A 14,619-nucleotide genomic window follows, 5' to 3' on the forward strand; every position below is an offset into this window, starting at 1 on the left:
ACTATTGCTTTATCTTTTTCCAACTACTTAATTTGAATTCAATTTTTTGATGTATGGGTAATGCCAGTTCAAAAACCACCTGGTCTGTGGCTCCCGAAACCAGGGTCAAAGAGCCATTGTGTAATTCTGTTAGGGTTTGAGCCAGTGATAGCCCGATTCCTGTTCCTGGTTTATCTTTACTATGTAACCTAAAAAAGGGTTCGAAAATCTGCTTGCTGAATTCGTTGGGTATACCTTTGCCATCGTTGCTAAATCTGATGATAAATTGCTCGTCCGCTGGTTTCAAGGTAGCCAAACTTACGGTTACGCGATGATCTCCATATTTGATGGCATTGGAGATCAGGTTACTGCAAATCCTGACCAGAGCTTCCATATCTGCAAAAACGGTAACCTGATTGTCGGGGAGTTCCAGATTTAGGGAAATGTGATTTTTTTCCGCTTCTTGTCTGAATGCAGCGATCTGTTCTTTTAATAAACCATGAAGATTGATGTTCACAAAGTTCAATCCAAATTGATGCATTTCCGTTTTTCGGAAATCGAGTAACTGACTGGTCAGTTCGGCCAGGCGTTTTGCATTTTTCTCAACCATCAATAAGCTCTTTTTGATTCCGAGGTGTTCATCAGCCTTTTTTAACATGCGTTCTACAGGGCCGATAATTAAGGTTAAGGGAGTTTGTATCTCATGTGCAATGTTGGTGAAAAATTCGATTTTGGCCTGATAAATTTCCTTTTCTTTTTCGTGTTCAAATAGCTGTAATTTATTCAGGTTTTTACGTTCAAGCGAACGGTGATAATAGCGTAATGACCAGAACAAAATGATGGAGAATACCAGGACGTAAAGCAGGTAAGCAGTATAACTTTTCCAAAAAGGTGGAAGAATCTGGATGAAGAGTCGGCGTTCTTTACCCTTCCAGCTGTCGACATTACTCTTTGCCCGTACTAAAAAAGTGTAGCTGCCTGCTGAAAGGTCTGTAAAGTAAGCCTTTCGGTTGCTGCTCAGGAATGTTGCTTTTTTATCCAGACCCTGCATCCGGTATTCATATCGGGTTACTTCTGGTGATGAATAATTCAGTGCGGCAAATTCGATACTAAAATTGTTTTGATCGTGCGAGAGCACAATAGTATCTGTGTATAAAATGGCTTTACTAAGCGGTGTATTTTGGGTATTGGCCGTAACATCCTGGTTATTGATCTGAAATCCGGTGATGTAAGTTGGAGGACCAGTCTCTTTCTGCTTAAATGCCTTTGGGTCAAAAGCAATCATTCCTTTGACAGACCCGAAGTACATTTTACCGTCGGCAGCTTTATGGGCTGAATTGTAGTTAAACTGATCGGTGATCAGGCCGTTAGATTTTGTGTAAATTTTGAATTTTTCCGTAAGCATATCAAAACAGACCAGGCCTTTCAGTGAACTGATCCATAGGTGCTTTGAGTCGTCTTCGAGCATGCGGAAAAATACATTACTCGGCAGGCCATTTTTAGTGGTAAACTTTTTAATGGTCTTCCGGTCAGGACTCAGTCTGATAAATCCACCGCCTTCTGTGGTAAACCATAAGGCATGGTTGCTGTCTTCCAAAATACCGTACACAGGAAATTCGTTTACGATCTGATGATTGATGGTATCTCCAAACCGGATATTGCCATGTTTGCCGGTTTTGGGGTTGTAATAAAATGTGCCCTGCGCAACACTACCCGTCCAGATATTTCCTTCATGATCTTCTTTAACATCAAACATATAGGTGTTATAAGGTATCTCCTGAATGCGGGCAAATTTCTTCTTTTTCCGGTCATAGGTAAATAAGCCCGATCCGGTATAAGCAGTACCAATAAGGAGTGTGTTGTCGCGGGTCAGGTAAATAGAAAGCACAAAATCACTCACCTTGTCATTCTTGTCGCCTATAAATTTGAAACGATCGGTGATCAGACCTGTACGCATGTTCATGATTTCCAGGCCGTGCAGAAAGGAGCCAATGAAAAGTTGATCCCCAAGAGCCATTAAACCATGGATATTGGGATAGGACACAGCTCCTTTTTTTCCTGTGGCATTGAAATTGGTGAATTTTCCCGTTTTTAAGTCCAGTTTATTAAATCCTGCATCCTCTGTACCAATCCATAAATTTCCTTTATTATCCGAGCAGATTTCACGAACAGCGCTGCCAGAAATGGAATTGGTGCCCATTAATGGATAATACTTTTCAAATCGTGCATTTTCTTTCGAATAGTAATTTAATCCACCAAAAAAAGTACCTGCCCACATGCCACCTTGGTTATCTCTGCATACGGCATATACGGCATTATCTGCAATGGAATAGGGGTCGCCATTTCTTTTCCGTAGGTTACGGCTGGTATTGGTTGCCAGGTTGTAAATGTAAATACCAGATTCAGTAGCCACCCAGTATTCCTGATCGTCACCGGCAGTAATGTCCCGTACGTAGATGTCGGTCGCTTCACTGTTTTTTAAAGGCAAAGATTTGATCAATCCGGTCCTGGTGTTATAGCTTTTCAGACCCTGCTTAAAGCAGCCCACCAATAACTCATGATCATTTACGAAAAATATTTTGCTGATTGAGCGCAGATTTGGCGGGACTTGCTGATCAATAATTCTAACGCTGCTGGTTGATTTCGTCCGGGGATTATAATTGATGATCAGTCCCTGATCATTGCCTATCCACAGATTCATATTGCTGTCGAAAGCAATACAGGAGGCTTGGATGTTTAAATTTACAGTTCGGTTCTCTTTTTGAATGTATTGGTAAAGCCTGCGGTTTGCCAGGAAAAACAAATTATTTTCGTTATCTGGTAAAACATTGTCGATATAGCTGTGTGGAGCGATCTCAAGTGGTGTAAAAACCTCCCGGTAGGGGTCATATTTAAAAACCCCTGTTCCTGTGCCGATCCAGAGCATCCCGGTCTTGTCTTCCGCAAGCGCAGTAACGATATTGTTTCCTATGTTCCCGAATTTGTTCTTTTTGTTTTTGTAAGTCTTAAAAGAATAGCCATCAAAACTATTTAATCCACCACGGCTACCGATCCAGATGATACCTTTACTGTCTTGTATAATTGAGGTCAGCGAATTGTGAGCTAAACCATCATCTGCCTGATAATGTTTAAAATAATAGGATTGGCCCTTGCAGGTGGAAATTGCAAGAAAGATCATCACTTGAAAAAAAACAAATGAAATTGTAGGCCGCATAATTTGGTTTTTTCAAATATATATAAATCGTATCGTTATATTATTCAGCCTGAAAGTACTGATCGGTGACTTCAAGATTGCTATTTTCTTTATTTGCTTATTATCAGGTTTTTATGTTTTTATCGTATCTTTTTGAATTCATGAAATGAGACGTATCGACAAAAAAATGAACAGAAATTCAACGATTGTTTACTTATTTTGGAACACAAATAGCCAAATTTAAACCACACTGTAAATTCTTTGGAAAGCAGTAAAAACACAACTTCACATCACACAATGAAATTATTGCAAAAATTAACAGCCTTGCTCATCGTATTTTTAGTGCATAAGCATGTTGCTGTCGCACAATTAAACCAATCCCTGGGCACAAAGTCCCTCCAATCTCCTGAAAATCATAAAAACACAGCGGCAAGGGAGGCGTTCGAGGTTTGGTATTGGGAATACGATCTTGAAAACCGAAAAGGTTTCTGGGATCAGGCTGAGATGATGGAAGTAGTACTTGATGCTTATGAAGTGACAAAAGACCGCGCCTACCTGAAAAGATTTGACAGACTCTATCAAAATTTTATTGCTGTTCATCGGGAGGACTGGATGTACAATGAATTCAATGACGACATTGCATGGGCGGTTCTTTTTTGCGTGCGGGCATATAAGTTTACAGGCAATAAAGTCTACCTTCAAAAAGCAAAAGATCAGTTTGATAAAATGTATGCAAGGGCGTATACGCCAAGTTATGGTGGCGGGCTGATCTGGAACGAATCAAAAACCTCCAAAAATGCCTGTATCAACGGTCCAGCCATGGTTGCTTGTTGTTATCTGGCGCAAAGTACGGGTGATAACAGTTATTACAATAAAGCGATAGACCTATACAAATGGTCTAAAACTTATCTCTTTAATCCAGAAACTGGAAAAGTAAACGATGCCATCAATCTGGATAAAGCCACACAAACGATCAAGGTATTTCCCTGGAGCTCAACATACAATCAGGGTACCTATATGGGCGCTGCAGTAATGTTGTACAAGCATACAAAAGATCCTGAATATTTGGAGAACGCCAGGAAAATAGCGCATTATACAAAGGATACTATGTACAAAGGTCAGGTCATCAATAACGAAGATAATGGAGATGATTTGCCAGGCTTCAAAGGCATTTTTGCTCGCTATGCTCGGAGTTATATAGCCGAAACCAAAGATAAACTGATGGCAGAATGGATGCTGCTGAATGCTAAAACTGCCTATGAAAACCGCAATTCTTCAGGACTTATACATACCAGGTGGGGCACGAAAACTCCGGAAGCCCGTCCTGAATCTGCTTTTGGCTGCTCTACAGCTGTTTCTTTATTGATGAATACCTCAAGCTTGTAAAGCTTATCGATTTTTTTTGTGTTTTGATTTACAGTGGATTATAAGGTTTTTGCTGAAGAAGTTTGAGACGAATCGACAAAAAGTTGAGCAAATTATGCAAATCAAATTCATTTAATTTGATTGTTAATAAACCAAATATAAACCGACTGCATATTCCTTTTCTGGCCATCGTACCAATCGCAATTGCAGTATAAAACCATTTTATGAAAACAAATTTACTCTTCTTATTTATTACCGCAATTCTTTCGAAGGTCATGGGATATGGCAAAACAAGTTTGTTAGTTGACTTAAGCCCAGTCAGGTCAATTGTGTGATCTTCTTGACCAAAATATTCTTTTGAGACTGCCTTTGGACTATCCAGAAGATAATTTAAACTTATTTCCTTCTGTTAATTAGGCTCCTTTTGGTAATCTGAGTTTTTAACAAAGCAATGCATCGGAAAAACAACCTGTTAGAAAAATCGAACCTTATAGTATGGAAATCAAATTATTTATTTTGGATAGATAATTTTAACGACGGAGTTTTCTAAAGGCAATTAAATCAATGAATTAGCTTCCTGTTAGAAGCAACAAGTTTTTTTATCTGGATATATATCCTGGTGCCTCGTTATTAATCTATTGAAAATGTGTATTTATAATTTTTAAGATATGAAAAAAATATTAAGTGGATGTGCTTTGTTAATTTTATTCCTATGTTGTTCGTGCAACAGTTTAATGAAAAATGATTTTGAAAATGAACATCTTGATAAACTGGGGAAAGCTAATCAAAGGCTGTCTACAATGACAAATCCTTGGGATACAATACCATCCCCTTTGTCGTGGATACAAGATCGAGAAGGAACAGGTCCTTATCAACCAACTGATCCAAATTATTTGTACGTCGGTGATAACCCTGATTACAAACTTGATAATAATTATAGTAACTATATCCATTTTTATTGGCATGGCTTTCCATCCGAAGGGCCAGACTATCCTCATTTAGCTGCAGATTATAAAATGCAAATCCAATGGAGATATGGGGATGACGTGCCATGGAGTTATATATATGGTAGTCCAGGTTATGGATTAACCGGAATAAGATACACTGATGTTTTGGAAGATCTACCTGCATATGCTTTTCCATATAGTGAATCCGGAAGTCAAATTAGAGTAAGGATAAGGGTGATTCATAAAGACTTTCTAACGTTAGCTCCAGATTTCGATGCTTACGATCTTTATGATCGTAGTTTAGTCTCACCCTGGAGTTCAGAATTGGGATCTACTGCGCCTTCGTATTACAATTACTGGGGTTATGGAAGACCGCAACCTCAGCAAACTGGTGGGGGTGGTTGGACAGACGCTGATCCGAACGATGTAACCGAAGGTCAAATTTTAGTGTCGGTTTATTTACCCACCGTAAGTGGTTATTCATTCTCATATGAAATAGAAAATCTATCTGGGGGACTTACTCAGACGATTAGAGATAAAAGCCCTAATTTCCTTGGCGTTGGCAAAAATAAAATGATAGGGATCGGATCTTCGGGTGGAAGGATTTCGGTCCATGCCAAGTGCAGCAATACACTCACACACAATGTTTCATATACTACAAAAATGATGAGTTATGGCTTGGGTGAAAAAACTCTTGATATATTTTTCTCCGAAAACGATTTCGATATTTCTGAATAGAACCCTGGTAAAATTACATTATCTGGCCGACGGTAGAAGTATAAATCTGTTTTTCAGTTTGTTATAATTAGAAAGGCTTATTAAATATTTGAGATAATTCGACAAAAAGTTGAACAAAATATGCAAATCGTAATCTGTTAATTTGACTATTAATCAACCAAATATAAACCAATTGCATGCGCTTCATCCGGCGATAATACCGACGGTAATTGCAGTAAAAAACCAGTGTATGAATGAAAATTTACATTTCTTAATGGTAACCACTTTGGTTACTCAGGTCAACATCTATGACCAACTCAATCAGTAATCTTCTTACCGAATAATTTTTTTAGGACTGCTATCTGGGTACCCAGGTGGTTAATTAATTAAATGTAATTAACCCGACGTTCGTCGGATAAAAACAATAAATATGAAAATAGAATACAATACCAGACCTTGGCATATCCATTGGATGTTGCTGGGATTGATTGTTCTTTGCTTTACACATTGTAAAAAATCTGAAGTAAAGGAAGAAGATCGGTTTGATCCTTCAAAACCCGTAACTGTCTCAGATTTCTATCCTAAGGAAGGGGGAGCCGGAAACAATCTGGTAATTTATGGGGAAAATTTTGGCAGTGATTTATCCAAGATTAAAGTAATGATTGGTGGAAAACCCGCCGTAGTAGTGGGTGTGAAAAATAACAGCCTGTATTGCCTTATTCCAGAGAAGGCTTACAACGGGGATATTAAGGTGTTCGTTGTTGACGATGCCAACAATGAGATTGCTAATGCTGCTGCCAAAGAGGTGTTTGCTTATACCCGGAAATGGCTGGCTTCGACATTTCTGGGAAAATATTATGAAGTAGCTTCTGCTTTTGAGGAAAAAGAAGGCCCGTTTAATGATTGTGGAGCATTCAAAGGTATACAATGGTTATCCTTTGATCCTAAAAATCCCAAACAGCTATATTTTACAGCAGGTACAAATAGCAGCAGATTGATTGATTTCGAAAAGCAATATGTAAGCTATTTTAGAACTGGTCTCGACGATGCTTCAGTCATGACATGGAAACTCGATGGAAATCGGGATATGATTGTTTCGCACAACCATGCTAGTGATACCAAATACGGTAACTATATATTTAGCCGGGAATCGAATTTTGTTCAGAAGCAAGCGATTGAAGTGTACTCTCGTGGAGTGAGAGGAACACTAATTCATCCACAAAACGGAGAATTGTATTATTCTAGATTCAGAGCAGGAGACGTTCGAAGGTACGACTTTACCACTAAAGAAGATAAACCTGTATTTACAAATCCATATAGTGGTGTTGCTATTTACATGGTGATGCATCCTACTGGAGATTACGCCTATCTAATGGAATATGATAAGCATTATATCATGCGCACTGATTATGATCGTGTAAATAAAACGTTTAAAATTCCTTATACAATTTGCGGAGCAGCCGGCACATCCGGTTATGCTGATGGAATAGGTACCAATGCTCGTCTGAATAATCCAGTACAGGGCGTATTTGTCAAAAATCCGGATTATGAAGCAACGGGAGGAGATCAGTATGATTTTTATTTCTGCGACAAGAGTAATCATGCCATTCGTACGCTAACCCCACAAGGAAGAGTAGGCACGTTCGCCGGACGTGGAAATAATGGTACTATTGGATACGCAAATGGTGATTTACGAACCGAGGCACGTTTTAATAATCCCACGGCCCTCGCATATGATGAAACAAAAAAATGCTTTTACGTTGGTGACTCCGGCAATTGGCTGATTCGCAAAATAGCAAGAGAAGAATAGAAACTAACACTCAAATATAAACTATGAAATTTATTTTACTAAACTGCTTGATCTTGTTTGGGATGTTCTTTAAGGTTCTGGCCCAGGATGAGATAACTGTAAAAGGAGTTGTTCTCGACGAGCAAAATTTACCCCTTATAGGTGTAAGTATTGCTGTGAGCAATGTGCCCGGATTGGGAACCACCACAGTGACAGATGGAAAATACAGCATAAAAATGCGACCTTTTCAAACTTTGATCTTCAGTTATATTGGTTATCAGAAAAAAGAGGTATTGGTGAAAGACCAGCGTACCATCAATGTCATAATGAAAGAAGATGATGAAAGCAAGCTTAATGAAGTTGTTGTTACCGCTACAGGCGTGGAGAAAAGGATTGCTGTAACGGGAGCGATTACGACAGTAGATGTGGAACGATTAAAGTCAAATCCATCTACTTCTATGGCAGATGCTTTAGCGGGCGTTGTGCCCGGTATTCAGGCCATGCAAAGTTCAGGCAGACCGGGCAGTGTGTCGGAATTTTGGATCAGGAGTATATCTACATTTGGGGCAAATAATTCTGCACTTGTATTGATAGACGGTTTTGAACGGGATCTGAATGAAATTAATGTGGAAGATGTAGCCTCATTCTCAGTTCTGAAAGATGCTTCGGCAACAGCTATTTATGGTAGCAGGGGTGCGAATGGGGTTATTTTGATCACGACAAAAAGGGGTAAAGAAGGTAAAGTGGAGATTAATGCGAAAATAGAAGGATTTTACAATACCGCTACGAAACTTCCCGATTTTGCAGATGGATACAACTATGCTTCACTGGCTAACGAAGCTAAGACTACCCGAAATCTGCAACCACTGTACTCAGCTTCGGAAATGGAAATACTACGTCTTGGCCTGGATCCCGATCTTTTTCCTAATGTGGACTGGATGGATGTCTTGCTTCGTGGCGGAGCGAAGAGCCAGCGCAGTATATTGAATTTAAGCGGGGGTGGTAAAACTGCGCGTTATTTTGTATCTGGAGGATATCAGAATCAACAGGGAATGTACAAAGTGGATGAGGCAATTGGTGACTACAATACCAATACCAATTTTAAAAAGTATACCTATCGCTTAAACGTAGATATGGACATCACCAAATCTATGCTGTTAAAGGTCGGAGTTTCCGGTTCATTGAGGCAGCAGAATGATCCAGGCGTTGGAACAAAAGCCATCTGGACTACACTCATGGGATATAACCCAATCATGATGCCGATGCAATATTCAAATGGGAAAATCCCCTCATGGACAGGAAAAGATGATAATCTCAATCCTTGGGTACAAGGCACGATGACCGGATACAACGAAAGTTGGACAAATAACATTCAGACCACGTTAAACTTAGAGCAGAAACTGGATTTTATTACTAATGGACTTAGGTTCGTTGGAAGGTATGGATACGATACCAATAATGACAATTACGTTAAGCGATTCAAGCGTCCAGAATTGTGGAATGCCGCTCGTTACCGCAACGCAGATGGGTCTTTGGTGTTCACGCGGGTTGCCGAAGAACAAAAAATGACTCAAACCTCTGGCTCGGATGGCGATCGGCGTGATTTCTTTGAATGGGATCTATTGTATAATAAAGATTTGGGAAACCATCATTTTGGTGCTGTTACAAAATATACACAATCCTCTAAAGTATTTACCCAGAATATTGGCACAGACCTTAAAAATGGAATAGCCCGTCGGAATCAGGGCATTGCAGGACGTGTAAACTACAATTGGAACCATAGGTATTACATCGATTTTAACTTCGGTTATACAGGTTCGGAGAATTTTCACAAGGATTACAGGTTTGGATTCTTTCCGGCCATTTCAGGTGCCTGGAACGTTGGAGAGGAGCCTTTTCTTAAAAAACTGGGATGGGTAGACATGTTTAAAGTACGTTATTCTTATGGAAAGGCAGGAAATGATAATATGGGTAAAGATAATTCAAATAGAGATATTAGATTCCCTTATTTGTATGACATTGAGCAAATGACCGGGGGAGGATATAATTTCGGTGGTTATGAAAGCAGTAATTCATGGGATGGAATTCGTTACTCATCTATAGCATCTCCAAATGTTACCTGGGAAATTGCGACTAAACAGGATCTTGGATTCGATTATTCCTTTTTTCGAGATAAGATTAACGGTGCCTTCGACTTGTTTAGTGAACGTCGGGAAGGTATTTACATGAAGCGTGATTATCTTCCAGGTTTCACTGGATTGGAAAGTAATCCTTCGGCCAATGTAGGTATTGTAAAAGTACATGGATTCGATGGAAATATTACGGTCACTCAGAAGGTCTTCAATGTAGATCTAACCTTCCGCGGAAATGTTACCTATAGTAAAAATGAGATCATTGAACGCGATGAAGAAAATACAATCTATGAATATAGATTGCAAGAAGGGCATCGCATTGATCAAGCGAGAGGATTGATTTCTTTAGGGTTGTTCAAAGATTATGATGACATTAGAAATAGCCCTCAGCAAACCTTTGGTGAAGTTATGCCAGGCGACATCAAATACAAAGATGTAAATGGTGATGGTAAGGTAGATGCGACGGATTTTGTTATGATAGGTGCAACAACCAAACCAAATTTGACCTATGGATTTGGCCTTTCTGCACGCTGGAAAGGTTTGGACATCAACATGCATTTTCAAGGTGTAGGCAAATCAAGTTACTTTATCAATGGGAGTTCGGTTTTTATGTTTTCGGGTGGAGATGGATGGGGAAATGTGTTGACTTCCCTCGCGAACAGTAACCGCTGGATTCTTGGTACAAATGAGGATCCGAACGCCGACTATCCACGACTGACCTACGGAAATAACAGCAACAATTATCAAAGATCTTCATTCTGGTTGAAAGATGGATCCTATATGCGTTTGAAGACGCTTGATGTTGGCTATCAAATCCCGAAGTCGCTGGTGAATAGGGCCAGAATAAGCAATGCCCGTATATTTTTTGTTGGTACTAATCTGTACACATTTTCGAAATTTAAGTTGTGGGATCCGGAGTTGGGAAATCCAGACGGAAAAGTTTATCCGTTGAGCAGAACATTTTCATTGGGACTATCTGTCAGTTTATAAGAAAAAAAAATATGAAAAAAATAGCTATAATTTTAATCTTTGCTACATCAGTTTTGGCAATTGTCGGGTGTAAAAAATATCTGGATTCGGATTATCTGTTCGATGAACGAATGACTACGGAGGATGTATTTTCCAATTCCGATTATGCAAACAGATGGTTGGCACGGGCCTATTATTTTTTGGGAACCAACGTAATGCAAGATGTTGCCAGTAAAAAGGTGATACCTTTCAATTTCGCTGATGATATGTTTTATGGAGATGAAAATGATGAATATAAACGCTGGAAAAATGGAGAGTACACTGAAAATGGCCTGGATGGGGAAAGCAAAACAATCTGGGTAACCGGATATCAGGGAATCCGGCAAGCCTCAATTTTCCTGAATAACATTGATATCAACAAGCAGTTTACCGCACAGGAAATGGCAGATCTTAAAGGGCAGGCCCGGTTTTTAAGAGCTTACTTTTATTGGATCCTTCTCCGTACGTATGGTCCGGTACCAATTATTCCAGACGAAGGCATCGACTACACCAAAGAGTATGATGAAATCGCGCAGGCAAGAAATACTTATGCGGAATGCGCAGATTATATCTCCAATGAACTTGTTGAAGCAGCGAAAGGACTTCCACTTCAAAACGGGGTGCAACAGCTTGCACGACCTACGCGCGGAGCTGCATTGGCTCTCCGGGCTAAAGTATTGCTGTATGCCGCTAGCCCTTTAGCCAATGGTAAAGCGCCTGGTGAGGTAGCCGCATTAATGGTGAATAAAGATAAAAAGCCGCTACTGTCCCCAACTTATGATGAATCCAAATGGGCCAGGGCAGCTGCAGCAGCAAAGGATGTCATTGATCTTGGACAATATCAATTGTTCGTGGCTTATAAGAAGACTGTTGGCGATATCGCCTATCCGGCAACGGTTCCGCCTCCTTCTGACAATAATTTTTCAAATAGTAACTGGCCAGCCGGTTGGAAAGATATTGACCCATTTGAATCTTATCGATCCGTATTCAACGGAGCAGTTTCGGCTTCCGAGAATCGCGAACTTATTTTTACCCGTGGGAGAAATGAGGGGAGCGAATCTATTGGTAATATGGTAGTACATCAACTACCCCGGCTGGAAGGAAAAGGCTATAACTCACATGGCATGACGTTAAAACAGGCTGATGCCTATTATATGAACGACGGTACTGATATCCCTGGAATGAATAGCATGTATGCTGGAAGACTCGGTTATCAAGATCGGTATAACACAAAGCCGCGCGCGGCAGGTTTTGTTCAGGCCTCTGAATCGGCAAATTATCCTGAGTTGGGTGCATTGGCTGCTGGTGTAAGTAAACAATTTGCAAAGCGTGAGCCTCGCTTTTATGCTTCAGTTTCTTACAACGGTTCGACATGGAATTTATTGAATGCAGAAGCGACGAAAGATGAAAAACCTAATGTGCAGATATTTTATTATCGCGGTGATCCTAATGGCTACAAAAATACAACGTATTGGACTCGTACAGGCATAGGGATTAAAAAGTACGTGCACCCTGACGATATCAGTAATACGATACTTACTTCGCTTGACCAGAGTCGCATGAAAGATAAAGTTGATCCGGCAATCCGATATGCAGAAATCCTGTTGATTTATGCGGAAGCTTTAAATGAATTGAATGGATCGTATTCCGTCTCTTCCTGGGATGGTAAAGCCACCTATACGATTGCTCGGGATATTGGGGAAATAAAAAGAGGGATTCAGCCTGTTCGGATCAGGGCAGGGTTAGCCGACTACACAAATGATGTGTATTCTGATGCGGCAAAATTCCGTATTAAATTAAAAAGAGAACGTCAGATTGAGTTATTTGCCGAGGGACACCGTTACTTCGATTTGCGTCGATGGACAGACGCTCCGAGCGAAGAATCTGCGCCCATTTATGGATATAATGCTTATGCGACCAAAGCGCAGGCAGACCTCTTCCATACCCCAGTCGAAACCCCCTCGTTACCATCAATATTTACCCTAAAAATGTGGTTTTGGCCAATCCATTATGATGAACTCAGACGTAACAAATTTTTAGTACAGAACCCAGGTTGGACAAATCCTGAATAATTTATTTTAATTAGCGACAATGAAAAAGATTTTATATATATTATTTTTGATGTTAACAACAGCAATCTGCTTTGTTTCATGTAAAAATGAGTGGGAAGATGAGCAATTTATCCAGATGGCATCATTTAAAGCTATACCAGGTGGTCAAGGAGTAACCTGGAGTTACTTACGTTACAATGCTAACGGCGAAGTGCGGTACAATCTTCCAATTATAATGAGTGGGTCTACTCCAAATAATAAATCCCGGACTATACATATCGGTTTGGATCCTGACACACTTGCGAGATTAAATCAAGAGCAATATGGTCACCGCCAGGAATTGTATTTTAGACAATTAGATCCAAAGTATTATAAGCTTCCAACAACAATTACGGTTCCTGAGGGCATCAGTACAATCTCATTACCCATTAATTTTACCATGGGCGATCTGGACCAGTCTGATAAGTGGGTATTACCCTTGCAGATTTTAGATGATCCATCCTATGACTACAAAGCAAATCCAAACAAAAGCTTTCGTAGAGCAATGTTGCGTGTTATGCCATTTAACAATTACTCTGGGGAGTACGGCGGTACCTTATACAAGATATTTCTTGATGGGGATACCGAGCCGTTAACCCTGAACAAACATCGCACCTATGTAGCTGATGACAAAACGATATTTCTATACGCCGGGACCCGGGATATTGATTATCTGGACCGAAAGAGCTACAAGGTATTGATGAGGTTTACTGATGAGAAAATAGACGTTCAAAAGAAAAAATTGGAAGTCTGGAGTGATAACGCAGTAAATAACAAATTTAAATTGGGCGCATCGCAATCATATTATACAATGGACGAGGAAATGGATGCGAAACTTCCCTACATGAAACATATCTATATCACTTTGTTTTTGTCGTACGAGTTTGAGGATTATACGACAATCCCCGGACAAAGGCTGAAATATAAAGTAGAAGGTACTTTATCCATGCAACGCGACCTGAATACCCTGATCCCTAATGAAGATCAGCAAATTCAATGGTAGCATCAACATGAGAAGAAGAACATTTATTAAGCATACCAGCACCCTCCGTGCTGGTATGCACCCTTATTTCTATAAAGGAACTGCTGCCGAAGGCATAGGCGGTCCACATGTTGGTCAGGATATGATCTGGCCAATGAGCATTACCATGCGGGCACTGACCGCCACTGACCGAAATGAAATAAAGAATTGCATCCGCTTATTGCAGAATACACATGCTGGTAAAGGTTTCATGCACGAATCTTTTCATAAAGATGACCCGGCTAAATTTACCCGGGCATGGTTTGCCTGGTCTAATACACTTTTCGGTGAATTGCTTTGGAAGACCTACCAGGAGATGCCAGAGCTTTTATCTCTTTAATCCAATTACTCATGATAAAACAGGCACCTTGTAAAGTA

The 14,619-nt window shown here is 40.0% G+C and carries 8 protein-coding genes; 7 read left to right on the top strand and 1 reads right to left on the bottom strand.

Annotated elements, in window-relative coordinates; all coding sequences use genetic code 11:
* Position 1: 1 nt before the first annotated feature.
* Complete coding sequence (locus IM797_RS20505) at positions 2 to 3,157, bottom strand: two-component regulator propeller domain-containing protein (RefSeq protein WP_228099001.1); 3,156 nt, start codon at positions 3,155 to 3,157, stop codon at positions 2 to 4.
* 312 nt (positions 3,158 to 3,469) lie between these two features.
* Here IM797_RS20505 and IM797_RS20510 point away from each other — a divergent pair, with 312 nt between their 5' ends.
* The 7 genes from IM797_RS20510 (at position 3,470) to IM797_RS20540 (ending at position 14,581) form a co-directional block, all read left to right on the top strand.
* Positions 3,470 to 4,558 (top strand): glycoside hydrolase family 76 protein, encoded by a 1,089-nt coding sequence (locus tag IM797_RS20510; protein ID WP_194129053.1) that lies wholly within the window; start codon positions 3,470 to 3,472, stop codon positions 4,556 to 4,558.
* 647 nt (positions 4,559 to 5,205) lie between these two features.
* On the top strand, positions 5,206 to 6,222 hold the full coding sequence (locus tag IM797_RS20515) for a hypothetical protein (protein ID WP_194129054.1): 1,017 nt from the start codon (positions 5,206 to 5,208) through the stop codon (positions 6,220 to 6,222).
* Between the two features lie 409 nt (positions 6,223 to 6,631).
* The gene (locus IM797_RS20520) at positions 6,632 to 8,011 is read left to right on the top strand and encodes an IPT/TIG domain-containing protein (RefSeq protein ID WP_194129055.1); all 1,380 of its coding nucleotides are present in this window, start codon (positions 6,632 to 6,634) and stop codon (positions 8,009 to 8,011) included.
* A 23-nt stretch (positions 8,012 to 8,034) separates the two neighbouring features.
* Positions 8,035 to 11,112 carry a TonB-dependent receptor gene (locus IM797_RS20525; protein ID WP_194129056.1) on the top strand — a complete coding sequence of 1,026 codons (3,078 nt, stop codon included), beginning with the start codon at positions 8,035 to 8,037 and terminating at the stop codon, positions 11,110 to 11,112.
* Between the two features lie 11 nt (positions 11,113 to 11,123).
* Positions 11,124 to 13,202 carry a RagB/SusD family nutrient uptake outer membrane protein gene (locus IM797_RS20530; RefSeq protein ID WP_194129057.1) on the top strand — a complete coding sequence of 693 codons (2,079 nt, stop codon included), beginning with the start codon at positions 11,124 to 11,126 and terminating at the stop codon, positions 13,200 to 13,202.
* 19 nt (positions 13,203 to 13,221) lie between these two features.
* Positions 13,222 to 14,223, top strand: a complete 1,002-nt coding sequence (locus IM797_RS20535) for a DUF4973 domain-containing protein (RefSeq protein WP_194129058.1) — start codon at positions 13,222 to 13,224, stop codon at positions 14,221 to 14,223.
* Positions 14,198 to 14,581 carry a glycoside hydrolase family 125 protein gene (locus tag IM797_RS20540; RefSeq protein WP_304622293.1) on the top strand — a complete coding sequence of 128 codons (384 nt, stop codon included), beginning with the start codon at positions 14,198 to 14,200 and terminating at the stop codon, positions 14,579 to 14,581. Before IM797_RS20535 ends, IM797_RS20540 begins: the two co-directional genes overlap by 26 nt.
* The last annotated feature ends 38 nt before the right edge of the window (positions 14,582 to 14,619 follow it).

This window comes from Pedobacter sp. MC2016-24, from assembly GCF_015223055.1.
In the GTDB taxonomy this organism is placed as follows: Bacteria; Bacteroidota; Bacteroidia; order Sphingobacteriales; family Sphingobacteriaceae; genus Pedobacter.